General features: G+C 71.9%; 21 protein-coding genes and 1 pseudogene. 8 read left to right on the forward strand and 14 right to left on the reverse strand.

The genetic code is table 11. The features are described from left to right. Positions 1-294 (forward strand): annotated as a pseudogene (locus tag ABTZ54_RS11075) (class I SAM-dependent methyltransferase); the annotation flags it as partial. 12 nt (positions 295-306) lie between these two features. On the opposite strand, the gene lplAB reads toward ABTZ54_RS11075, so the two are convergent. Continuing rightward, a complete protein-coding gene (gene lplAB / locus ABTZ54_RS11080) occupies positions 307-1,362 on the reverse strand; it encodes a lipoate-protein ligase LplAB (protein WP_351659983.1) in 1,056 nt (351 codons plus the stop codon). A 129-nt stretch (positions 1,363-1,491) separates the two neighbouring features. Here lplAB and ABTZ54_RS11085 point away from each other — a divergent pair, with 129 nt between their 5' ends. From ABTZ54_RS11085 to ABTZ54_RS11105, 5 genes are all read left to right on the forward strand, one after another. Next, positions 1,492-2,379 carry an inositol monophosphatase family protein gene (locus ABTZ54_RS11085; protein ID WP_351659986.1) on the forward strand — a complete coding sequence of 296 codons (888 nt, stop codon included), beginning with the start codon at positions 1,492-1,494 and terminating at the stop codon, positions 2,377-2,379. Positions 2,380-2,442: 63 nt separating this feature from the next. After that, entirely contained in the window at positions 2,443-3,864 is a 1,422-nt protein-coding gene (locus ABTZ54_RS11090; RefSeq protein WP_351659989.1) for a phytoene desaturase family protein, read from the forward strand. Between the two features lie 53 nt (positions 3,865-3,917). Next, complete coding sequence (locus tag ABTZ54_RS11095) at positions 3,918-4,460, forward strand: O-acetyl-ADP-ribose deacetylase (RefSeq protein ID WP_351659992.1); 543 nt, start codon at positions 3,918-3,920, stop codon at positions 4,458-4,460. A 68-nt stretch (positions 4,461-4,528) separates the two neighbouring features. Beyond that, complete coding sequence (locus ABTZ54_RS11100) at positions 4,529-6,004, forward strand: AlkA N-terminal domain-containing protein (protein WP_351659994.1); 1,476 nt, start codon at positions 4,529-4,531, stop codon at positions 6,002-6,004. 12 nt (positions 6,005-6,016) lie between these two features. Next, on the forward strand, positions 6,017-6,511 hold the full coding sequence (locus tag ABTZ54_RS11105; RefSeq protein WP_351659997.1) for a methylated-DNA--[protein]-cysteine S-methyltransferase: 495 nt from the start codon (positions 6,017-6,019) through the stop codon (positions 6,509-6,511). Here ABTZ54_RS11105 and ABTZ54_RS11110 read toward each other — a convergent pair. From ABTZ54_RS11110 to ABTZ54_RS11125, 4 genes are all read right to left on the reverse strand, one after another. Then, positions 6,508-7,236, reverse strand: coding sequence for an SIR2 family NAD-dependent protein deacylase (locus ABTZ54_RS11110; protein ID WP_351660000.1), 729 nt, complete (start codon positions 7,234-7,236; stop codon positions 6,508-6,510). The two genes, ABTZ54_RS11105 and ABTZ54_RS11110, sit on opposite strands and share 4 nt — an antisense overlap. A 53-nt stretch (positions 7,237-7,289) precedes the next feature. After that, a complete protein-coding gene (locus ABTZ54_RS11115; RefSeq protein ID WP_351660003.1) occupies positions 7,290-7,790 on the reverse strand; it encodes an NUDIX domain-containing protein in 501 nt (166 codons plus the stop codon). Continuing rightward, entirely contained in the window at positions 7,787-8,860 is a 1,074-nt protein-coding gene (locus tag ABTZ54_RS11120; protein ID WP_351660006.1) for an ADP-ribosylglycohydrolase family protein, read from the reverse strand. Before ABTZ54_RS11120 ends, ABTZ54_RS11115 begins: the two co-directional genes overlap by 4 nt. A 71-nt stretch (positions 8,861-8,931) precedes the next feature. Beyond that, positions 8,932-10,620: a BCCT family transporter gene (locus ABTZ54_RS11125; RefSeq protein ID WP_351660009.1), complete on the reverse strand. Its 1,689-nt coding sequence runs from the start codon at positions 10,618-10,620 to the stop codon at positions 8,932-8,934. Positions 10,621-10,732: 112 nt separating this feature from the next. On the opposite strand from ABTZ54_RS11125, the gene ABTZ54_RS11130 reads away from it, so the two are divergent. Together ABTZ54_RS11130 and ABTZ54_RS11135 are read left to right on the forward strand one after the other, a co-directional pair. Next, positions 10,733-11,884, forward strand: coding sequence for a glycerate kinase (locus tag ABTZ54_RS11130; protein ID WP_351660012.1), 1,152 nt, complete (start codon positions 10,733-10,735; stop codon positions 11,882-11,884). Positions 11,885-12,067: 183 nt separating this feature from the next. Then, positions 12,068-12,586 (forward strand): GNAT family N-acetyltransferase, encoded by a 519-nt coding sequence (locus ABTZ54_RS11135; RefSeq protein WP_351660015.1) that lies wholly within the window; start codon positions 12,068-12,070, stop codon positions 12,584-12,586. Between the two features lie 60 nt (positions 12,587-12,646). Here the strand turns inward: ABTZ54_RS11135 and pssA are convergent, their stop codons facing one another. The 9 genes from pssA to ABTZ54_RS11180 form a co-directional block, all read right to left on the reverse strand. Further along, positions 12,647-13,516, reverse strand: coding sequence for a CDP-diacylglycerol--serine O-phosphatidyltransferase (gene pssA / locus ABTZ54_RS11140; RefSeq protein WP_351660819.1), 870 nt, complete (start codon positions 13,514-13,516; stop codon positions 12,647-12,649). Continuing rightward, positions 13,509-14,165 (reverse strand): phosphatidylserine decarboxylase, encoded by a 657-nt coding sequence (locus tag ABTZ54_RS11145; protein WP_351660018.1) that lies wholly within the window; start codon positions 14,163-14,165, stop codon positions 13,509-13,511. Before ABTZ54_RS11145 ends, pssA begins: the two co-directional genes overlap by 8 nt. Before the next feature lie 170 nt (positions 14,166-14,335). Beyond that, positions 14,336-15,541, reverse strand: coding sequence for an acyl-CoA dehydrogenase family protein (locus tag ABTZ54_RS11150; RefSeq protein ID WP_351660021.1), 1,206 nt, complete (start codon positions 15,539-15,541; stop codon positions 14,336-14,338). Between the two features lie 2 nt (positions 15,542-15,543). Next, on the reverse strand, positions 15,544-16,056 hold the full coding sequence (locus ABTZ54_RS11155) for a MaoC family dehydratase (RefSeq protein WP_351660024.1): 513 nt from the start codon (positions 16,054-16,056) through the stop codon (positions 15,544-15,546). Positions 16,057-16,061: 5 nt separating this feature from the next. After that, on the reverse strand, positions 16,062-17,036 hold the full coding sequence (locus tag ABTZ54_RS11160) for an HpcH/HpaI aldolase/citrate lyase family protein (protein ID WP_351660027.1): 975 nt from the start codon (positions 17,034-17,036) through the stop codon (positions 16,062-16,064). Next, positions 17,033-19,093, reverse strand: a complete 2,061-nt coding sequence (locus tag ABTZ54_RS11165) for an ethylmalonyl-CoA mutase (RefSeq protein WP_351660030.1) — start codon at positions 19,091-19,093, stop codon at positions 17,033-17,035. Before ABTZ54_RS11165 ends, ABTZ54_RS11160 begins: the two co-directional genes overlap by 4 nt. Positions 19,094-19,107: 14 nt before the next feature. Continuing rightward, a complete protein-coding gene (gene ccrA, locus ABTZ54_RS11170; RefSeq protein ID WP_351660033.1) occupies positions 19,108-20,445 on the reverse strand; it encodes a crotonyl-CoA carboxylase/reductase in 1,338 nt (445 codons plus the stop codon). Positions 20,446-20,853: 408 nt separating this feature from the next. Beyond that, positions 20,854-21,702, reverse strand: coding sequence for a TetR family transcriptional regulator (locus ABTZ54_RS11175; protein ID WP_351660036.1), 849 nt, complete (start codon positions 21,700-21,702; stop codon positions 20,854-20,856). A 106-nt stretch (positions 21,703-21,808) separates the two neighbouring features. Next, positions 21,809-23,590 carry a 3-hydroxyacyl-CoA dehydrogenase family protein gene (locus ABTZ54_RS11180; RefSeq protein WP_351660039.1) on the reverse strand — a complete coding sequence of 594 codons (1,782 nt, stop codon included), beginning with the start codon at positions 23,588-23,590 and terminating at the stop codon, positions 21,809-21,811. Positions 23,591-23,623 lie beyond the last annotated feature (33 nt).

Below are 23,623 nucleotides of genomic sequence, written 5' to 3' on the forward strand. Positions count from 1 at the left end.
GACTCGCTGCTGTGCGCGCACGTCCTGGAGCACATGGACGAGTCCCTGGGGAACTCGATCCTGGAGCAGTACCTGCCGCTGGTGAAGCCGGGCGGCTCGGTCGTCCTCATCACGCCGCAGGAGGCCGGCTACAAGACGGACGCCACGCACGTCCGCTTCGTCGACTTCGAGGGCCTGCGCGGGCACGCGGAGAAGGTGGGACTCACCGTCGACCGCACGTACTCGTTCCCCTTCGCGCGGTCGGTCGGCAAGGTCTTCCCGTACAACGAGTTCATCCTGGTCGCCCGCACCTGAGCCGGACACCGCCTACGGCACCCGGGCGGTCCACTCCGGAGTCGCGAACTTCGTCTCCGCGAGCTCCTTCGCCCGGGTCAGCTCCTCCTCCGTGACCGTGCCCTCGGACAGGCCGTAACGGGAGCGGAAGGAGGCGATCATCCGCTCGATGACCGCCTCCCGGGGCAGCCCGGTCTGGCGGCGCAGCGGGTCCACACGCTTCTTGGCGCTCTTGGTGCCCTTGTCGGAGAGCTTCTCCCGGCCGATGCGCAGCACCTCGGTCATCTTGTCGGCGTCGATGTCGTACGCCATGGTCACGTGGTGCAGCACCGCGCCGTCGCCCGCGACCATGCGCTTCTGCGCGGCCCCCGCGATCTTGCCGGCGTCGGTGGCGATGTCGTTGAGCGGCTGATACCAGGCCTTGACGCCCATGTCGCCGAGCGCGCCCAGCACCCAGTCGTCCAGATACGCGTAGCTGTCGGTGAAGGACAGGCCCTGGACCAGGGCGTCGGGGACCGAGAGCGAGTACGTGATGGTGTTGCCCGGCTCGATGAACATGGCGCCGCCCCCGCTGATCCGGCGCACCACCTCGATGCCGTGCCGCTCCGCCGCCTCCGGGTCCACCTCGTTGCGCAGCGACTGGAAGCTGCCGATGACGACGGCGGGGGAGCCCCACTCCCAGACCCGCAGCGTCGGCGGTCGCCGGCCCGCCGCGACCTCGGCGGTCAGCACCTCGTCGAGCGCCATGTGCAGGGCGGGGGACTGCGGCGGCTCGTGGATCAGCTGCCAGTCGTAGTCCGTCCAGTCCGTGGCGTGCGCGAGGGCCCGGCGGACCGCCACCCCGATGCCCTCCGTGGTCAGCCCGTACATCTGCGTCCCGGGCGGCAGCGCCGCGTCGATCCTGACCGCGAGACCGGCCGCGTCCGTGTCGGCCGGGGCGCCCTCAAGAGCGCGGTCGATCGCCAGGATCGCCTCGTCGGGCTCCAGGAAGAAGTCGCCCGCGACCCGGACCCGGCGCAGCACGCCGTCCTCCACGTCGAGGTCGACGACGACCAGCTTGCCGCCCGGAACCTTGTACTCGCCGTGCACGGGACCCTCCCTGGAGGTAAAGGGGTGAACTCGATCAAAGCGTACTCGGGGCCCGAGGGTCGCCCTCCGGTTGTCCACAGGTCGCCACGGGGCCTCCGGAATGTCAGCCGGGTGTGCTTGGCTGGTCACATGACCGCATACCCCGAGAGCATCGAGAGCACCGAGAGCACCCTGACCGCGGCAGGCGCGGCCTTCCTGGCGCATGTCCTGGCCGGTGGCACGGCCGAGGTGGAGGAGGCCGTCCGCAAGGCCGCCGCCGCCGAGATCATGCCGCGCTTCCGGCAGCTCGGCGCGGAGGAGATCGTCGAGAAGAACGGGCCGCACGACCTGGTCACCGTCGCCGACCGGGCCGCCGAGGCCCACCTGACGGCCTCCCTCACCGCCCTGCTGCCCGGCTCCGTCGTCGTCGGCGAGGAGGCCGTGCACGCCGACCCCTCGGTGTACGAGGCGCTCCAGGGCGACGCCCCCGTCTGGATCGTCGACCCGGTGGACGGCACCCGCCAGTTCGTCCAGGGCGAGGCCGGCTTCTGCACCCTGGTCGCGCTCGCCCGGCGCGGCGAGCTCCTCGCCTCCTGGACCTACGCCCCCGTCCTGGAGGAGCTGGCCGTCGCGGTGCGCGGCCGAGGCGCCACGGTCAACGGGCAGGGCATACGGGCGGGCGCGCCCGCCCCGGGAGCGGCCCTGTCCGTCGCCACCTCGCACCCCGACTACACCACCCCGGACCAGAAGCGCGCCCTGCTCGGCCTGCGCACCGAGGGCGTCCGGCCCCGCCCCTGCGGCTCGGCGGGCCTGGAGTACCTGGCCGTCGCCAAGGGCGAGCTCGACGCGGTCGCGTTCTCCTGGGAGTACGCCTGGGACCACGCGGCCGGGCTGCTCCTGGTCGAGGAGGCCGGCGGCACCGACCGCACCCTCACCGGCGAGCGGTACCGCGTCACCGGGGGCAACGCGCTGCCGTTCACCGCGGCCCGCGACGCGGCCACCGCGGAGCGGATCCGGTCCCTGCTCGGGGCCGGGTAAGTCCCTTACGGGGCCGCACATATGCTGGGATCACTGGCCATCGGCTGACGAAGGAGTCCGAAGGTGCCGTCGATGCTCGATGCCGTCGTCGTGGGGGCGGGGCCCAACGGACTGACCGCCGCCGTGGAGCTCGCCCGGCGCGGATTCTCCGTCGCGGTCTTCGAGGCGAAGTCCACCGTGGGCGGCGGAGCCCGGACCGAGGAGCTCACCCTCCCCGGCTTCCGCCACGACCCCTGCTCGGCGGTGCACCCGCTGGGCGCCGGATCGCCGGTCTTCAAGACGATGCCGCTGGACCGCCACGGCCTGGAGTGGCTGCACCCCGCGCTGCCCATGGCCCACCCCTGGGACGACGGCACCGCGGCCGTCCTCTCCCGCTCCGTCGCCGAGACCGCCGCCTCCTTCGGCCCCCGCGACGCCGGGACCTACCGGCGGCTCGTCGCACCCTTCCTCGGCAAGTGGGACACCCTCAGCGCGGACTTCATGCAGCTGCCGCTCACGGCCCTGCCCCGCGACCCGGTCACCCTCGCCCGCTTCGGGCTCGCCGGAGTCCAGCCGTCCACGTGGCTGACGAGCCGCTTCCGCGACGACAAGGCGCGCGCCCTGTTCGCCGGTCTGGTCGGCCATGTCATCGCCCCGCTCGACGGCGTCGCCACCAGCGCCGTCGGCCTGGTCTTCGCGCTCGCCGCGCACGCGGGCGGCTGGCCGCTGCCCCGGGGCGGCTCCCAGTCCATCGCCGACGCCCTCACCTCGTATCTGAAGGAGCTCGGCGGCGCCGTCCACACCGACTACGAGGTCAAGCGGCTCGACGACCTGCCGCCGGCCCGCGCGTACGTCTTCGACACCTCGCCCACCGCGCTCGCCCGGATCGCCGGTCTCGGCGGCCTCTACGACTCCTACCGCTACGGCGCCAGCGTCTTCAAGATCGACTACGCGCTCTCGGGGCCCGTGCCGTGGACCGCCGAGGCCCCGCGCCGCGCCGGCACCGTCCAGATCGGCCCCAGCCCGGCGGAGATCAGCACCGCCCTGCGCCAGGCCTCCTCCGGCACCGCCCCCGACACCCCCTTCCTCATCTCCGCCCAGCCCAGCCTGGTCGACCCCGGCCGCGCCCCCGAGGGCAAGCACGTCTTCTGGGTCTACGGCCACGTCCCGAACGGCTGGCAGGGCGACCTCACCGACGCGATCGAGCGGCAGATCGAGCGCTTCGCCCCCGGCTTCCGCGACCTCGTCCTGGCCCGCGCCACCGCGGGACCGCCCGAGCTGGCCGAGCGCAACGCCAACTACGTCGGCGGCGACATCGCCTGCGGCGCGGCCCGCGGCCTCCAGCTGGTGCTGCGCCCCAAGCTGTCCCTCTTCCCGTACGCCACCCCGCACCCGGCCGTCTTCCTCTGCTCCTCCGCCACCCCGCCCGGCCCCGGCGTCCACGGCATGTCCGGCCACAACGCGGCCAAGGCGGTCTGGCGCAGACTCCGCACCCCCGTCCGGTAGCGGCCGGGGGAAAACACCTGCGGCGCCGGGCACGGCGGCGGGAGGATGGAGACATGACCACCCAGCCCGCGATCGTGCTCGTCCTCGGCGACATCACCTACCAGGACGCCGACGTCATCGTGAACGCCGCCAACTCCTCGCTGCTCGGCGGCGGAGGCGTGGACGGCGCGATCCACCGCAGGGGCGGCCCCGCGATCCTCGCCGAGTGCCGCGCCCTGCGCGCCGGCCACTACGGCCGCGGCCTGCCCACCGGCCGCGCCGTCGCCACCACCGCCGGAGAGCTCGCCGCCCGCTGGGTCGTCCACACCGTCGGCCCCGTGCACAGCACCGAGGACGACCGCTCGGAGCTGCTGGCCTCCTGCTACGGCGAGTCCCTGCGGGTGGCCGCCGAGCTGGGCGCCGAGACGGTCGCCTTCCCGGCCGTCTCCACCGGGATCTACGGCTGGCCCATGGACGACGGCGCGCGCATCGCGATCCGCACCGTCCGCGAGGAGGCCGTCGCCCCCGTCCGCGAGGTCCGCTTCGTCCTCTTCGACCGCGCCGCGTACGACGTCTTCGCCACGGCGCTCGCGGAGGACGACGCCTCCGGACGGTGAGGTCGGCTCCGGACGTCGATGTCGTTTTCTCGCCAGCCTCGCCGCCGTCGATCGTCGATCCTTGACCCATGCACACCGACACCGAGCGCTGCGTGCGGGCCGTCCGGTCGAAGGACGCCCGCTTCGACGGCGTCTTCTTCACCGCCGTCCGCACCACCCGGATCTACTGCCGCCCCAGCTGCCCGGCCGTCCCGCCCAAGGACGAGAACATGGAGTTCCACCCCAGCGCCGCCTCCTGCCAGCGGGCCGGGTTCCGGGCCTGCAAGCGGTGCCGGCCCGACACCAGCCCCGGCTCGCCCCAGTGGGACGTGCGGGCCGACGCCGTCGCCCGCGCCATGCGGCTCATCCGGGACGGTGTCGTGGACCGGGAGGGCGTGCCGGGGCTCGCCGCCCGGCTCGGCTACTCCGCCCGCCAGATCGAGCGGCACCTGCTCGCCGAACTCGGCGCCGGACCGCTCGCCCTCGCCCGCGCCCAGCGCGCCCAGACCGCGCGGCTGCTCATCGAGACCACCCCGCTGCCGATGGCCGAGATCGCCTTCGCGGCCGGCTTCTCCTCCGTCCGCACCTTCAACGACACCGTCCGCGAGGTCTTCGCCGTCACCCCCGGCGACCTCCGCGCCCGCGCCGCCCGCTCCCGCACCGCGCCCGCCGCGACCCCCGGCACGCTCACCCTCCGGCTGCCGTTCCGCGCCCCGCTCGACCCGTCCAACCTCTTCGGCCACCTCGCCGCGACCGCCGTCCCCGGCGTCGAGGAGTGGCGCGACGGCGCCTACCGCAGGACCCTCGCCCTGCCGTACGGGCACGGGATCGTCGCCCTCGCGCCCCGCGCCGACCACGTCCTGTGCCGGCTCTCGCTCACCGACCCGCGCGACCTCACCCACGCCATCAGCCGCTGCCGGTGGCTGCTCGACCTGGACGCCGACCCCGTCGCCGTCGACGACCAGTTGCGCGCCGACCCGCTGCTCGCCCCCCTGGTCGACGCGGCGCCCGGCCGGCGGGTGCCGCGCACCGTGGACGCCGCCGAGTTCGCCGTACGGGCCGTGCTCGGCCAGCAGGTCTCCACGGCCGCCGCCCGCACCCACGCGGCCCGCCTGGTCACCGCGCACGGCGTCCCCGTCGACGACCCCGAGGGCGGCCTCACCCACCTCTTCCCGACCCCCGCCGCGCTCGCCGGGCTCGACCCCGAGACCCTCGCGCTGCCCCGCAGCCGCCGCACCACCCTGCTCACCCTCGTCCAGGCACTGGCCGACGGAAGCCTGACCCTCGGCCCGGAGAGCGACTGGGACGAGGCCCGCGTCCGGCTGCTCGGCCTGCCCGGCTTCGGCCCGTGGACCACCGAGGTCATCGCGATGCGGGGGCTCGGCGACCCCGACGCCTTCCTCCCCGGCGACCTCGGCGTCCGCCGCGCCGCCCAGGGCCTCGGCCTGCCCGCCACCCCCGCCGCGCTCACCGCCCGCGCCGCCCGCTGGCGGCCCTGGCGCGCCTACGCGGTCCAGTACCTCTGGGCCACCGACGCCCACCCGATCAACCATCTCCCCGCGTAAGGAACCCCGCCCATGCCCACCGTCCAGCACACGGTCGTGGACAGCCCCTACGACGCGCTGACCCTGGTCGCCGTCGACGGAGTCCTCAGCCGCGTCCACATGACCGACCAGCGCCACCGCCCCCCGGAGGAGAGCTTCGGCTCGCCCGACCCCCGCCCCTTCACCGAGGCGGTCCGCCAGCTCGACGCCTACTTCGCCGGTGAACTCACCACGTTCGACCTGCCGTTGCACCTCATCGGCACGCCGTTCCAGCTACGCGTCTGGGAGCAGCTGCGGCTCATCCCGTACGGGGAGACCCGGACCTACGGCGAACTCGCCGAGGCCCTCGGCAACCCCGGCGCCTCCCGCGCGGTCGGCCTGGCCAACGGCAAGAACCCGGTCTCCGTCATCGTCCCCTGCCACCGTGTCATCGGCGCCGGCGGCTCCCTGACCGGCTACGGCGGCGGCCTGGACCGCAAAAAGCGCCTGCTGGCCTTCGAGTCGGGCCGCGAGGACACCCTGTTCTAGAGGGTGTCCCCACCCAGCCGATCGAGCAGCGCGGGCAGCGCCGTCCCGATCGGCTCCCGCACCACCTCGTCCGCCAGCGGATCGTACGGCGTGGGCTCGGCGTTCACGATGATCAGCCGGGCCCCGTGCTCCGCCGCGATCCCCGCGAGGGAGGCGGCCGGCTGCACCTGGAGGCTCGTGCCGACGGCGATGAACACCTGGGCCGCCTTGGCGATGGACATCGCGTCCCCGAGCACCTTCGGATCGAGCCGCTGCCCGAACATCACGGTCGCCGACTTCAGGATCCCGCCGCACACCCGGCAGTCCGGATCGGCCTCGCCGCCCCGCACCCGGTCCAGGGCCTCGGCCATCGAGGACCGGGCGTGGCAGGCGGTGCACACCACCGACCGCGCCGAGCCGTGCAGTTCGAGCACCTTGCGCTCCGGCACCCCGGCGGCCTGGTGCAGCCCGTCCACGTTCTGCGTGACGACCCGCAGCGCGTGCCCGCCGCGCGCGAAGGCCGCGATGGCGTGATGCGCCACGTTCGGCTCGGCCCGCAGGACCGGCCCGTCGAGCCGCATCCGCCACGAGCGGCGGCGGATCTCCGGGTCGGCCATGTACGGCCCGTAGGTGACGAGCCGCTCCGCCTCCGGGTCGCGCCGCCACAGCCCGTCGGGCCCCCGGTAGTCGGGGATGCCCGAGTCGGTGGAGATTCCGGCTCCGCTGAGGATCGCGACCATGGTCATACCGCGAGCGTAGGCGGGCCCCCGCGCCCCGCGCGAGCCGGTTTTCCAGGGACTCAGCGCGCCGCGCGTCCGTTCTCCAGCTCCGCCGGGCCGCGGCCCGAGGCCAGGGCGTCGAGGGCGGCGAGCACCCGCGGGCCCAGGCTGCCCGGCAGGTACGCCGTGGCCTCTGCGGGCTCGATCAGCTTCCAGGAGATCAGCTCCTCCTCCTGGAGCCGGATCGCCGCGAACCGCGCGTCCGACAGCACCCCGCCGTCATACACGTACGCCACGATCGGCGGCCGGCCCGTCCCGTGCACCCAGTCGACGGCGAGCAGCGCGCCCAGCTCCACGTCCAGGCCGATCTCCTCGGCCGTCTCCCGGCGGGCCGCCTGGCGCGGCGTCTCGCCCGCGTCCGACTCGATCGTGCCGCCCGGCAGCGTCCAGCCCTCCCGGTAGTTCGGCTCGACGACCAGGAGCCGGCCGCCGGCGTCCCGGAAGAGAGCGGCCGCACCGGCCAGGACACGGGGCAGGCTCGCGATGTACGTGGCGTAGTCGGCGTATTCAGGGGTTGTCATCCCGTCAGCGTAGCCAGCCGCAGGGTCCGTTCGGCCAGCTCGCCGATGCGTACGCCGTCGAAGCCGGACACCGCGCTGCGCACCCGGTCCCGCAGCGGCTCCGACCACTGCGGCGGGATCGCCGCCGCCCCGCACAGCACCCCCGCCACCGAGCCCGCCGTCGCCCCGTTGGAGTCCGTGTCCAGGCCGCCGCGCACGGTGAGCGTGATGGTGCGGGTGAAGTCCCCCTCCCCGTACAGGAGTCCGGCGGTCAGCACGGCGGCGTTCGGCACGGTGTGGATCCAGCCGAGCCCGCCGGTCTCCCGCCGCAGCTCGGCGAGGGTCTCGGACCACGGCAGGCCCGCCTCGTGCAGGGCCATGGTGTGCCGCACCGCCCTGGCGAGCCTGCTCCCGGCGGGGACGCGTTCCAGGGCGGTCTCAAGCGCGGCGCGCGGGCCGGGCGCGGTGAACGCGGCGGCGACCAGGGCCGCCGCCCACATCGCCCCGTACACCCCGTTGCCCGTGTGCGAAAGGACCGCGTCCCGGCGGGCCAGCGCGGCGGCCCTGCGCGGGTCGCCGGGGGAGGTCCAGCCGTAGACGTCGGCCCGGATCAGCGCGCCGATCCACTCCTGGTGCGGATTGTCGTACGTGGCCGTCAGCGGCGGCTTCAGCCCGTTGGCGAGGTTGCGGTACGCGACCCGCTCGGCGGTGAAGGTCTGCAGATAAGGCAGCCGCAGCAGCCACACCTCGCCGACCTGCTCCGTGGTGAAGGCGAAGCCCCGGGTCTCCAGGAGGTGCAGGCCCAGGATCGAGTAGTCGATGTCGTCGTCCCGGCAGCTGCCGTGGATCCGGCCGCGCACGCACTGCGGCCACTCGGGCCGCAGCTCGAAGCCGTCCGCGCCGGCGGCGGGCGGCGCCGGCAGATAGTCGGTGAGGGGGAGGGCGTCGGTCAGCCGCAGATAGGCGTCGATCCGCTCGGGCGTCCAGTGGTCGCCGCGCTCGACCGGCTTGCCGAGCATGTTCCCGGCGATCCGCCCCGTCCAGCCGCCGAGGATCCGGTCGGCGAGTTCGCTGTGCTTGAGGAGGCCCATGACACCGGTCTACCGAATGCGCCGTCGGGCCGCGCGCCGACGCACCCGCGCGGCCCCGGAAGATCGTTCCGTCAGTCCTCCTCACCGCCCGAGCGGGACTTCGCCGCCCGGCGCAGCCGGTGGTGCCGGGACGGACCCTGCTCGGTGATCGCCTCGCCGACCGCCGCGCGCACCGCGTCCCGCACCCCGTGCAGCGCCTGGTGCCGGGCCGGGCCCGCGCCCGGGTCCACCCGGAGCTCCTTCAGGAGCGCCCAGCACAGGCCCAGCATCACCAGGACGAAGGGCAGCGCGACCAGGATCGTCGCCGTCTGGAGCGAGCTGAGCCCGCCCGCCACGAGGAGCACCGCCGCGACCGCGGCCATCAGCACGCCCCAGGACACCACGAGCCAGGTCGGCGGATGCAGCGCGCCCCGGCTGGTCAGCGAGCCCATCACCAGGGACGCCGAGTCGGCGCTGGTCACGAAGTAGGTCATCACCAGGATCATCGCCAGGTACGAGGTGACCGTGCCGATCGGCAGCGCGTCGAGCATCGCGAACAGCGAGGCCTCCGGGCCGTCCTTGACCGCCGTCGCCAGGTCCGCCTCGCCGGTGGACTGGAGCCGGATCGCGGTGCCGCCCATCACGCAGAACCAGATGACCGTCGCCCCCGAGGGCACCAGCAGCACCCCGAAGAGGAACTCGCGCACGGTCCGGCCGCGCGAGATCCGGGCGATGAAGGTGCCGACGAACGGGGCCCAGGACAGCCACCACGCCCAGTAGAAGATGGTCCAGGCGCCCAGCCAGGTCCGGTCCGTGAACGCGCCGGTGCGGCTGGCCATCGGCAGCAGCTGGTGCAGATAGCCGCCGACCGAGGCGGGGATGGTGTCGAGGATGTAGACGGTCGGGCCGATCAGGAAGACGAAGGCCGCCAGGCAGGCGGCGAGGACGATGTTCAGCGTCGACAGCCACTTCACGCCCTTGTGCAGGCCCGAGAAGGCCGAGAGCACGAACGCCGCCGACAGGACGACGATGATGATCAGCTCGGTGGCCGTGGAGTCCTTCACGTCCATCGTCAGATTCAGGCCCTTGGCGACCTGGAGGGCGCCGAGCCCGAGACTGGTCGCCGTGCCGAACACGGTCGCGAAGACGGCGAGCAGGTCGATCGCCTTCCCCGGCCAGGACCGCGCCCGGCGCTCGCCCATCAGCGGCACGAAGGCGGCGCTGAGGGTGTTGCCGCGCCCCTTGCGGAAGCCCGCGTAGGCCAGGGCGAGGCCCGCGATGCCGTAGATCGCCCACGGGGTGAGCGTCCAGTGGAAGAACGAGTACTCCAGGGCGGTACGGGCCGCCTCGCCCGACTGCGCGGGCACCCCGCTCGCCGGGGGCGGGCTCAGGAAGTGCTGGAGCGGTTCCCCCACCCCGTAGAACATCAGGCCGATGCCCATGCCGGCGCTGAACATCATCGCGATCCACGCGAGATTGGTGAACTCCGGCTCCGAGTCGTCGGCGCCGAGCCGGATCCGGCCGTAGCGGCTCAGCGCGATCACCACGCACAGCACCAGGAAGATGTCGGCGGCGGTCACGAAGAGCCAGGCGAAATTCGACAGGACCCAGTTCAGGGCCGAAGAGGAGGCGCTGTCGAAGGAGTCCTTGCCGAGCGCCGCCCAGCCGACCACACCGACGACGACCGCCATCCCGATGGCGATGACTTTTCCGTCGGGGCCGGGGGAGGGGCCGGGACCAGGGCCTTCTTGTGATGTTTGATCGATCAGTTCCGTACTCATGATGGCCCACTATGGTGCGGAATATCGCTTTATCAGGGGGTGGCACGCCGTCTTCCGCTACGGATAAGGTCGGCCTCGGCGCGACTGCACGTTCGAAAGCAAGGGATGCAAGGTGACGGACGGAGCAGTAACTGAGGTCGCCCGCGTACTGGTCGCGGCCGACAAGTTCAAGGGTTCGCTCACGGCCGTGCAGGTCGCCGAGCGGGTCACGGCCGGCCTGCGACAGGTCGTCCCGGAGCTCGAAGTGGAGACGCTGCCCGTCGCGGACGGCGGCGACGGCACCGTCGCGGCCGCGGTCGCGGCCGGATTCGAGCGCCATGAGATCACCGTGACCGGGCCGCTCGGCGCGCCCGTCACCGCGGCGTTCGCGCTGCGCGGGACCACGGCGGTGGTGGAGATGGCGGAGGCCTCCGGCCTCCAGCTCCTGCCGGCCGGGGTCTTCGCGCCGCTCACCGCCACCACCTACGGCTCCGGCGAGCTGCTGCGCGCGGCCCTCGACGCCGGTGCCACCACGATCGTCTTCGGCGTGGGCGGCAGTGCCACCACCGACGGCGGCGCCGGCATGCTCGCCGCGCTCGGCGCGGTCTTCCTGGACGCGGACGGCGCCCCGGTCGGCCCCGGCGGCGGCGCCCTGGCGGGCCTGGCCTCCGCCGACCTGTCCGGCGTCGACCCGCGCTTCGCCGCCGTCGACCTGGTCCTCGCCAGCGACGTCGACAACCCGCTGACCGGCCCGAAGGGCTGCGCCGCGGTGTACGGCCCGCAGAAGGGCGCCACCCCGGAGGACGTGGCCACCCTCGACGCGGCCCTCGCGCACTACGCCCGGATCCTGGAGAAGGCCATCGGCCCCAAGGCCGCCGAGCTCGCCGCCTCCCCGGGCGCGGGCGGCGCCGGCGGCATCGGCTACGGCGCGCTGCTCCTCGACGCGAGTTTCCGGCCCGGCATCGAGCTGATGCTGGAGGTGCTGGGCTTCGCCCCGGCCCTGGAGCGCGCCACCCTCGTCATCACCGGCGAGGGCTCCCTCGACGAGCAGACCCTGCACGGCAAGGCCCCGGCGGGCGTCGCCGCCGCGGCCCGGGCGGCCGGCAAGGAGGTCGTCGCGGTCTGCGGCCGCCTCGCCCTGCCCCCCGAGGCGCTGGGCGCCGCCGGCATCCGGCGCGCCTACCCGCTGACCGACCTGGAGCCGGAGCCCGCGAAGTCCATGGCGAACGCGGGGCCGCTCCTGGAGCGGGTCGCGGCGGCCATCGCGCGGGACTTCCTGGCGTAGGGCCTGTCCGAACCATTCCGGCCGGGTCCGGCCCGTCCGGCCGTGCGCCGAGCACACCCACCGGACGACCCGGCCTGATCCGACGCGCATGGTCGGACAGGCCCGGCCCGGCTCCGGTGGGTCCCGCACGTCCCGGCGCCGCCGGACACACCCGCGTAACACCGGCGTGTGAGGGTCGTCCGCATGAACGGACACCTCGCGACCATCCGGCGGCTCCCACCCGAGGAAGTGCGTGAGCGGGCCCCTGACGGCCTCGCCGCCCTCCTCGTGGACGCGGTGGCCGGTGGCGCCTCCGTCGGCTTCCTGGCCCCTCTGGAGGCCGTGGAGGCCGCCGCCTGGTGGTCCGCGGCGGCCTCCACCCGGGAGGTCTGGGCGGCGTACGGTCCCGGGGACGAGCTGCTGGGTGCCGTCACCCTCGTACGGGACGGCAAGGCCAACGGGCGGCACCGGGGCGAGATCGCCAAGCTGGTGGTGCACAGCGCCGCCCGGGGCCGGGGCCTCGGCCCCCGGCTGCTCGCCGCCGCCGAGGCCCACGCGGCGGCCACCGGGCTCACCCTGCTGGTGCTCGACACCGAGACCGGCAGCCCCGCCGAGCGGCTCTACCGCGCGGCGGGCTGGACCCCGGCCGGGACCATCCCGGACTTCGCGGCCGACCCCGGCGGCACCCTGCGCCCCACGACGCTGTACTACAAGCGCCTCTGACGGCATACGAAAGGGCCCCGGACGCTTCCGCGTCCGGGGCCCTTCCCTTGTACGTCGTCCTTACGGCAGCTGTGCCGCCTGCCGCGCCTCCCGGCTCTCGCGCCGGTTGTCGCGGAAGGTGTTCACTCGCCGGGCCGTCGCGAAGAGGGGGATCACGGCGCCCAGCACCACCTGGAGTGCGCAGCCGGTCTGGAGCAGGAACGCTCCGCCCGGTGCGTCGAACGCCCACGCCGCGAGCATCGCCATGGCGCCGACGATCCAGCTGAGCATCGCCACCGCGAGGATGCCCCGCGGCTTCGGGTACTCGACCCGGCTCACCATCAGCCAGGCGACCCCGATGATCGCGAGCAGCGTCGGGATGAACGGCAGCTCAAGGAGGATGATCGACACGACGGTCAGCGCGCCGAAGGGGCTCGGCATGCCCTGGAACATGCCGTCCTTCATCGTCACGCAGGAGAACCGCGCGAGTCTCAGCACCACCGCGAGCAGCACCACGATCGCGGCAAGGGCCGAGACCTTCTGCTGCGCGTCGTCCGCGACCATCCCGTACACGAGCACGAAGTAGGCCGGGGCGAGACCGAAGCTGATCAGGTCCGACAGGTTGTCGAGCTCGGCACCCATCGGCGAGCTGCGCAGCTTGCGGGCCACGATGCCGTCGAAGAGGTCGAAGATCGCCGCGGCCAGCATCAGGATCACGGCGGTGGCGGCGCTGTTGCGCGCCATGCCGGTCTCGCTGCTGCCGGTGAGGTGCGGGATCAGGATGCCGGTGGTGGTGAAGTACACCGCCATGAAGCCGCACGTGGCGTTACCGAGCGTGAGGGCGTCCGCTATGGACAGCCTCAGCGACAGCGGCATCTCCTCGGCGTCGTCGGCGGCCTCCTGGTCGCCGTCGGCGACCCAGTCGGCCGCCCGTGTGTCGGGATCAATCACGGTCAATGCGAGTCACCCCCGCGGTCGTGGTCTGTCCGACCTCGACGGCGACCTCGACACCTTCCGGAAGGTAGATGTCGACGCGCGACCCGAAGCGGATGAGACCGATCCGGTCACCCTGCTCGACCTTCGTCCCCTGGGGGATGTACGGCACGATGCGCCGGGCGACGGCGCCGGCGATCTGGATCATCTCGATGTCGCCGAGCTCGGTGTCGAAGTGCCAGACAACGCGCTCGTTGTTCTCGCTCTCCTTGTTGAACGCGGGGACGAAACCGCCGGGGACGTGCTCCACCGACGTCACGGTGCCGGCCAGCGGCGCACGGTTGACGTGCACGTTCAGCGGGCTCATGAAGATGGCGACGCGGGTGCGTCCGTCCTTCCACGGCATGATGCTCTGCACCACGCCGTCGGCGGGCGAGATGACCCGGCCCTGAGCGATCTCGCGCTCGGGGTCGCGGAAGAACCACAGCATGCCGGCCGCGAGAGCGGTGGTCGGCACGGCGATGGCCGCGGCGCGCCTCGACTTACGGGAGCGCGCGAGGCTGAGCGCCGCGGTGGCGACGGTCGGCAGAAGCCACGGCGATGCTCCACGTGCGATGCGGGCGCCCTTGAGGCTGTCGCGATGTGCAGAGGTTCGACTGTCGGGCATGGATGACCTTCGTAGCGGATGATGCCGCGCTGGCAACAGGGGGACGGCGGCTTTCCGGCGATGCTATCGGTTGCGGGGCGCAACTGGGCAAGCCAGGAACCGAGTCGACGGCCGGAAGGCGAACACGGGGTGTGATCTTCTTCGCGGCCGAACCGACTCAAAAGCGACAATCAGCCCTGGAATCGGTATTCCTCCAGGAGGCGGCGGCCAATGATCATTTTCTGGATCTCGGCGGTACCTTCACCGATGAGCAGCATCGGGGCCTCACGGTAGAGGCGCTCGATCTCGTACTCCTTCGAGAACCCGTAGCCACCGTGAATGCGGAACGCGTCCTCGACGACCTCCTTGCAGTATTCGGAGGCGAGGTACTTCGCCATCCCCGCTTCGAGGTCGTTTCGTTCCCCGGAGTCCTTTTTGCGTGCTGCGTTCACCATCATCGCATGAGCGGCCTCGACCTTGGTAGCCATCTCGGCCAGCTTGAACTGAATCGCCTGGTGCTGGGCGATCGGCTTTCCGAAAGTATGACGCTGCTGGGCATACTGGACGCCGAGTTCGAAAGCACGCTGCGCGACGCCGCAACCACGGGCCGCCACGTTCACGCGGCCGACCTCCACGCCGTCCATCATTTGGTAAAACCCTCGTCCGGTCTCGCCGCCGAGGACCCGATTGGCCGGAATGCGCAGTCCGTCCATGATGAGTTCGGTCGTGTCGACGCCCTTGTAACCCATCTTCTCGATCTTGCCGGGAATGGTGAGTCCGGGACGGACCTCTCCGAATCCGGGCTCCTTCTCGACGAGGAAGGTCGTCATCGACTTGTGGGGGGCGGTCCCCTCCGGGTGTCCTTCGTCACTTCGGACGAGAACGGCGACCAGCGTTGACGTGCCGCCGTTCGTCAGCCACATCTTCTGACCGTTCAGGACGTACTCGTCGCCGTCCTTCACCGCCTTGGACGTGATCGCCGACACGTCCGAGCCGAGGCCCGGCTCCGACATCGAGAACGCGCCGCGCGTCTCGCCGGCCGCCATCCGCGGAAGGAAGTACTCCTTCTGCTCCTGCGTGCCGTGCTGCTTCAGCATGTACGCCACGATGAAGTGCGTGTTGATGATGCCGGAGACCGACATCCAGCCGCGCGCGATCTCCTCCACGCACAGCGCGTAGGTGAGCAGCGACTCACCCAGGCCCCCGTACTCCTCGGGGATCATCAGACCGAAGACACCGAGCTCCTTGAGCCCGTCGACGATCTGCTGGGGGTACTCGTCACGGTGCTCCAGCTCCGTGGCGACCGGGATGATCTCCTTGTCGACGAAGTCGCGGACGGTGGCGAGGATCTCCTGCTGGACGTCGGTCAGACCGTGGGTCTGGGCGAGTCGCGCCATGACTACTTCCCCTGTTCCTTCAGCTGGGGGCGGCCGGGCTGCTCGCCGCCGCGCGCTTCGATGTACTCGGCGGTCGGGACCATCACCTTGCGGCGGAAGACGCACACCAGGGTGCCGTCCTGCTTGTAGCCCTTGGTCTCGACGTGGACGATGCCGCGGTCGCTCTTCGACCTCGACGGCGTCTTGTCCAGGACGGTCGTCTCGCCGTAGATCGTGTCGCCGTGGAAGGTCGGCGCGACATGGCGCAGCGACTCGATCTCCAGGTTGGCGATGGCCTTGCCCGAGACGTCCGGGACGGACATGCCGAGCAGCAGCGAGTAGACGTAGTTGCCGACGACGACGTTCCGCTTGAAGTCCGTCGTGTTCTCCGCGAAATTCGCGTCCATGTGCAGCGGATGGTGGTTCATCGTCAACAGGCAGAAGAGATGGTCGTCGTACTCGGTGACCGTCTTCCCGGGCCAGTGCTTGTAGACGGCACCGATCTCGAACTCTTCGTAGGTGCGGCCGAACTGCATGGGACTCAGGCCTCCGGGATCTCGAACGTGGTGGTGCGCTCCATACCGGCGGCGCGGCCCTTGCCGGAGATGACCAGGGCCATCTTGCGGGAGGCCTCGTCGATCATCTCGTCGCCGAGCATGGCCGAGCCCTTCTTGCCGCCGGCCTCGGAGGTGTAGTAGTCGTACGCGTCGAGGATCAGCTCGGCGTGGTCGAAGTCCTCCTGCGCGGGCGAGAAGATCTCGTTCGCCGCGGCCACCTGGTCCGGGTGCAGCACCCACTTGCCGTCGAAGCCGAGGGCGGCGGCGCGCTGCGCGACCGCGCGGTAGCCCTCCTGGTTGCGGATCTGGAGGTAGGGGCCGTCGATCGCCTGGAGGTTGTTGGCGCGGGCGGCCATCAGGATGCTCATCAGGATGTGGTGGTAGGCGTCCGCCGGGTAGCCGGGCGGCTGCTCGCCGACGACCAGCGACTTCATGTTGATGGAGGCCATGAAGTCGGCCGGGCCGAAGATGATGGTCTCCACGCGCTGCGAGGCCTGGGCGATGGCGTTGACGTTGTTCAGGCCCTGCGCGTTCTCGATCTGCGCCTCGATGCCGATCTTGCCGACCTCGAAGCCCATGGTCTTCTCGATCTGGGTGAGCAGCAGGTCGAGCGCGACGATCTGCTCGGCGCTCTGCACCTTCGGCAGCATGATGCAGTCGAGGTTCTGGCCGGCGCCCTCGACGACCGTGACGACGTCGCGGTACGTCCAGTGGGTCGTCCAGTCGTTGACGCGCACCACGCGGGTCTTGCCGGTCCAGTCGCCCTCGTTGAGGAACTTCACGATGGTGTGCCGGGCGTCCGGCTTGGCCAGCGGGGCGCAGGCGTCCTCCAGGTCCAGGAAGACCTGGTCGGCGGCGAGACCCTGGGCCTTCTCCAGGAACCGGGGGTTGGAGCCGGGGACCGCCAGGCAGGAGCGGCGGGGGCGCAGCCGGTTCACGGGGGAGACGGGGCTGGTCATGCGGGGACCTCCGTGCTTTCGAGGGGGTTGAGCTGGTTGGCTTTGCGGATCTCGTCGACGATACGGCCGATGATCCCCGTGATGCCGAAGTCCTTCGGGGTGAAGACGGCGGCCACGCCCGCCGCCCTGAGCTCCTCGGCGTCGGCGTTCGGGATGATCCCGCCGACGACCACCGGGATGTCGGCCGCGCCGGCCAGCCGCAGGCGGTCCAGCACGTCCGGCACGAGCTGGGCGTGCGAGCCGGAGAGGATCGACAGGCCGACGGCGTGCACGTCCTCCTCCAGGGCCGCGTCCACGATCTGCTCCGGGGTGAGCCGGATGCCCTGGTAGACCACCTCGAACCCGGCGTCGCGGGCCCGCACGGCGATCTGCTCGGCGCCGTTGGAGTGCCCGTCCAGGCCCGGCTTGCCGACCAGGAAGCGCAGCTTGCCGACGCCCATGTCCTGGGCCGTGCGGTCCACCTTGCGGCGCACCTCGGCCATCGGGGAGCCCGGCTCGGCCGGCACGGCCACCGGGGCCGAGGAGACACCGGTCGGGGCGCGGAACTCGCCGAACACCTCGCGCAGCGCCCCGGACCACTCGCCGGTGGTGACACCGGCCCTGGCGCACTCCAGGGTGGCCTCCATCAGGTTCCCGGTGCCCTTCGCGGCCTCCTTGAGCTGGTCCAGGGCCTGCTGGGTGGTGGGGAAGACGAAGGGGTCGCCGTTGCCCTGCCGGTCCGTGGACTCCTGGCGCTCGGCGCGCCAGCGGCCGACGGCGGAGACCACCCGGGCCTCGACGGCCGGGTCGACGGTCTGGATCGCGGTGTCCAGGTCGGCGGTGAGCGGGTTGGGCTCGGTCGTCTCGAAGATGTTGACGCCGATGATCTTGTCGTCGCCCGACTCGATACGGGCCCGCCGCTCGGCGTGCGAGGAGACCAGCTGTGCCTTGAGGTAGCCGGACTCGACGGCGGCCATGGCGCCGCCCATCTCCTGGATCCGCTCGATCTCGGCCAGGCACTCGGCGACCAGGGTCTCCACCTTGGCCTCGATGACGTGCGAGCCGGCGAAGATGTCCTCGTACTCCAGCAGATCGGACTCGTGGGCGAGGACCTGCTGGATGCGCAGCGACCACTGCTGGTCCCAGGGGCGCGGCAGGCCGAGCGCCTCGTTCCAGGCGGGCAGCTGCACGGCACGGGCGCGGGCGTCCTTGGAGAGGGTGACGGCCAGCATCTCCAGGACGATCCGCTGGACGTTGTTCTCCGGCTGCGCCTCGGTCAGGCCCAGCGAGTTGACCTGCACGCCGTAGCGGAAGCGTCGCTGCTTGGCGTCCTCGATGCCGTACCGCTCACGGGTGATGGTGTCCCAGATGCGCCCGAAGGCCCGCATCTTGCACATCTCCTCGATGAACCGGACCCCGGCGTTGACGAAGAAGGAGATCCGGGCGACGACCTCGCCGAACCGCTCCTCGGGCACCTGGCCCGAGTCGCGGACGGCGTCGAGGACGGCGATGGCCGTGGACATCGCGTACGCGATCTCCTGGACCGGGGTGGCTCCCGCCTCCTGCAGGTGGTAGCTGCAGATGTTGATCGGGTTCCACTTCGGGATGTGGTTCACCGTGTAGGCGATCATGTCCGTGGTGAGACGGAGCGAGGGCCCGGGCGGGAAGACGTGCGTCCCGCGCGACAGGTACTCCTTCACGATGTCGTTCTGGGTGGTGCCCTGGAGCGTGGCGATGTCCGCGCCCTGCTCCTCCGCCACCACCTGGTAGAGCGCCAGCAGCCACATCGCGGTGGCGTTGATGGTCATCGAGGTGTTCATCTGCTCCAGGGGGATGTCCTGGAACAGCCGCCGCATGTCACCGAGGTGCGAGACGGGCACCCCGACCCGGCCGACCTCGCCGCGGGCGAGGACGTGGTCCGGGTCGTAGCCGGTCTGTGTGGGCAGGTCGAACGCGACCGAGAGGCCGGTCTGGCCCTTGGCGAGGTTCCGCCGGTAGAGCTCGTTCGACGCCTCGGCGGTCGAGTGGCCGGCGTAGGTCCGCATGAGCCACGGCCGGTCCTTCTGACGCTCTGTCATCTGTGGTCCCGGGGTCAGATGTTACGGAAGCGGTTGATGGCGTCGATGTGCTTGGCGCGCATCTCCGGGTCGCGGACGCCGAGGCCCTCCTCCGGGGCGAGGGCGAGGACGCCGACCTTGCCCTGGTGCAGGTTGCGGTGGACGTCGTACGCGGCCTGGCCGGTGTCCGCGAGGGAGTAGACCTTGGAGAGGGTGGGGTGGATCTTGCCCTTGGCGATCAGGCGGTTGGCCTCCCACGCCTCGCGGTAGTTGGCGAAGTGCGAGCCGATGATCCGCTTCAGCGACATCCACAGGTAGCGGTTGTCGTACTGGTGCATGTAGCCCGAGGTGGAGGCGCAGGTGGTGATGGTGCCGCCCTTGCGGGTGACGTACACGGAGGCGCCGAAGGTCTCGCGGCCCGGGTGCTCGAAGACGATGTCGATGTCCTCGCCGCCGGTCAGCTCACGGATCTTCGAGCCGAAGCGCTTCCACTCGCGCGGGTCCTGGGTGTTCTCGTCCTTCCAGAACCTGTACCCCTCGGCGTTGCGGTCGATGACCGCGTCCGCGCCCATGGAGCGGCAGATGTCGGCCTTCTCCGGGGAGGAGACGACACAGATCGGGTTGGCGCCGCCGGCCAGCGCGAACTGCGTGGCGTACGAGCCGAGTCCGCCGCTCGCGCCCCAGATGAGGACGTTGTCGCCCTGCTTCATGCCGGCGCCGTTGCGGGAGACCAGCTGGCGGTACGCGGTGGAGTTGACCAGACCGGGGGAGGCGGCCTCCTCCCAGCTGAGGTGGTCCGGCTTCGGCATCAGCTGGTTGGACTTGACCAGGGCGATCTCGGCGAGGCCGCCGAAGTTGGTCTCGAAGCCCCAGATGCGCTGCTCGGGGTCGAGCATCGTGTCGTTGTGGCCGTCCGAGGACTCCAGCTCGACGCTCAGGCAGTGCGCGACGACCTCGTCGCCGGGCTTCCAGGAGTTGACGCCCGGGCCGGTGCGCAGGACGACGCCCGCGAGGTCGGAGCCGATGACGTGGTACGGCAGGTCGTGGCGCTTGGTGAGCTCCGACAGGCGCCCGTAGCGCTCCAGGAAGCCGAAGGTCGAGACGGGCTCGAAGATCGAGGTCCAGACCGAGTTGTAGTTGACCGAGCTCGCCATGACGGCGACCAGGGCCTCGCCCGGGCCCAGCTCGGGCAGGGCCACGTCGTCCAGGTGGAGCGACGTGCGCGGGTCCTTGTCGCGGCTCTCCAGCCCGGCGAACATCTCCGCCTCGTCCTTGTGGACGGTGATGGCGCGGTACGACTCGGGGAGCTTGATGTGGGCGAAGTCGGCCGACGTGGAGTCGGGCGACTGGATCGCGTCCAGGATGTCCTTCACGGGTGCCTCCGGCGGTGCGGCGTCTGAGGGGGACGCGCTGAGGGGTACGTCGGGGTGTGGTGCTGTGGAGGTGTGCCGTCGGTTCGGCCGGGTGGTGCGGTGGCGGCGCCGGGTGCGGCGCGAGGGGTGCCTGTGACGCAGGCGTCCGGGCGCGCCAGCGGGATCGCTTGCGGGGACAGCCGGCGCGCGAGGAGTTCCTCGTCGTGCCGGCCGCCCGGACAACATCAACGTATGGCACGCCGTGTCACGTGACAAGGCACTGCGTGCCAACAATTTCTCTCAGATGCGATCGGGTGCCCGCAGATGAGCGATGATCGATCGAAATACCGGCTGAGCTGCGCAAACGCGACATGGGCCGCCCCCGGAAAACCGGGAACGGCCCATGCCTGAGTGTGGTGGGGAGGTGGGTCAGCCCTTCTTGAGGGCCTTCTGGATGGTCCGCATGACCTCGTCGAGAGGTGCGTCCGTCCGGGCGACGGCGATGACCACGTCACCCGCCGCCGAGGCGGTCGCGGCCGGCACCGGCTCGGCCGTGGGAGCGGCCCCCGCGGAGCCCGCGGGACGGCCGGCGCCTATGCCCGTGCCGAAGGTCTCCCGCACGATCGCGAAGGCGTGGTCGAGCTGCGTCTCCACGTCGCCCTGGCCGCCCGCCCGCAGCCAGCGCCGCAGCACATGGTTGTGCGCGGTGACCACCGCGGAGGCGGCCACCTCGGCGAGCAGCGGGTCGTCGTTGCCGTCGTGGTGGTCGCGCTCGTCGAAGTGCCCGAGCAGATAGCGCGTGAACAGACGCTCGTAACGGGCCACCGAGGCGATCTCGCGCTCCCGCAGGGTCGGCACCTCGCGGGTGAGCCGGTAGCGCTCCACGGAGACCGCGGGCGAGCCCGCGTACATCTTCATGACTTCCTTGATGCCCCGGCACACCGTGTCGAGCGGGTGCTCGTGCGGCGGGGCGGCGTTCAGGACCGCCTCGGCGCGCACCAGGGTGTCGTCGTGGTCCGGGAAGATCGCCTCTTCCTTGGAGCGGAAGTGGCGGAAGAAGGTCCGCCGGGCCACTCCGGCCCGCGCGGCGATCTCGTCGACCGTGGTGGCCTCGTACCCCTTGGTCGCGAAGAGCTCCATGGCCGCGGTCGCGAGCTCCCGGCGCATCTTGAGCCGCTGCGCGGCGGCTCGGGTCCCCGCCGCGCTCTCCTGAGCGTCGGGCGTGGACGTGGCACGGGGTGTCTTCGCGGCCTTGGACATGTCCCGAACGTACTGCATCGGAGCGGGAGTGTGCCCAGGTGGGGGAGGGGAGCCGGGCCCGGCACCCGGGGTGCCCGAGGGGCTCAGCAGCCCTCCCCACTGCCCGTACGGCTCGGTGTGGGCCTCAGCGGCGGGCATATTCGCGGAAGCCGCGCCCGGTCTTGCGGCCCAGGCAGCCCGCGGCCACCAGGTGCTCCAGGAGGGGCGCGGGGGCGAGACCCGGGTCGCGGAACTCGCGGTGCAGCACCCGCTCGATGGCGAGCGAGACGTCGAGCCCGACCACGTCGAGGAGCTCGAAGGGGCCCATCGGGTAGCCGCCGCCCAGCTTCATCGCGGCGTCGATGTCGTCCAGGGTCGCGTAGTGCTCCTGGACCATCTTGATCGCGTTGTTCAGGTACGGGAAGAGCAGCGCGTTCACGATGAAGCCGGCCCGGTCGCCGCAGTCCACCGGGTGCTTGCGGATCTTCGCGGTGACCTCGCGGACGGTGGCGTGCACGTCGTCGGCGGTCAGGACCGTACGGACGATCTCGACCAGCTTCATGGCGGGCGCCGGGTTGAAGAAGTGCATCCCGATGACGTCCTGCGGGCGGCTCGTCGCCTTCGCGCAGGCGACGACCGGCAGCGAGGAGGTCGTGGTGGCGAGCACCGCGCCCGGCTTGCAGATCTTGTCCAGGTGGGCGAAGAGCTCCTGCTTGACCTCCAGGTCCTCGGCGACCGCCTCGACCGCCAGGTCGACCTCGGCGAAGGCGTCCAGCGCGCCGGCCGGGACGATCCGGGCCAGCGTCTCGTCCCGCGCCTCGCCCGTCATCCGGCCCTTGTCGACGGAGCGGGCCAGGGACTTCGCGATCCGGGCCTTGGCGGTGTCGGCCTTCTCCTGCGAGCGGGCCGCGAGGACGACGTCGTAACCGGCCTTGGCGAAGACCTCGGCGATGCCGGAGGCCATGGTGCCGGAACCGGCGACGCCCACCGAGCGGACCTCGCGGCCCCCGCCCGTGGCGGCGGCGTCCGCCGGGGTCAGCGCGTCGCGGACCACCTCGGCGGAGCCGGGGGCCGCGTACGTGTAGAAGCCGCGGCCCGACTTGCGGCCGGTCAGGCCCGCCTCGCTGAGCTGCTTGAGGATCGGGGCGGGGGCGTGCAGCCGGTCCTGCGAGGAGGCGTACATCGCGTCCAGGACGGTACGGGCGGTGTCGACGCCGATCAGGTCGAGCAGCGCCAGCGGGCCCATCGGCAGACCGCAGCCGAGCCGCATGGCCGCGTCGATGTCCTCGCGGGAGGCGTACCGGGCCTCGTACATCGCGGCGGCCTGGTTGAGGTAGCCGAAGAGCAGCCCGTCGGCGACGAAGCCGGGCCGGTCGCCGACCGCGACGGGCTCCTTGCCGAGCTCCTGCGCGAGGACGGTCACGGCGTCGACGGCCTGCGGGGCGGTCAGCACCGAGGAGACCACCTCGACCAGCTTCATCGCCTGGACCGGGGTGAAGAAGTGCAGCCCGAGGACCCGCTCGGGGTGGGCGGAGTCGGCGGCGAGCCGGGTCACGGAGAGCGCGTTGGTGCCGGTGGCGAGGATCGTGTCGGGCCGGACGATGCCGTCCAGGGCCCGGAAGACCTCCTGCTTCGTCTCGTACGACTCGGGGACGACCTCGATGACGAGGTCGGCGTCGGCCGCCGCGTGCAGGTCGGAGAAGGTACGGAAGCGGGCCAGGACGTCCCGCCGCTCCTCCTCGGTGATCCGGCCGCGGTCCACGGCGCGGGCGGTGGAGGCCTCCAGGGCGGCGACGGCCTTGGCGGCGGCGTTCTCGCTGATGTCGATGCCGACGACCTCGCGGCCGGCCCGGGTGAGGACGTCGGCGATGCCGGTGCCCATGGTGCCGAGACCGACGACGGCGATGGTGGAGAGAGGGGTGTCCATCAGGGGACTCCTGGGAGGAAGAGTGACGACTGA

The sequence above is a fragment of the Streptomyces sp. NPDC094032 genome, assembly GCF_040303965.1.
GTDB lineage: Bacteria > Actinomycetota > Actinomycetes > Streptomycetales > Streptomycetaceae > Streptomyces.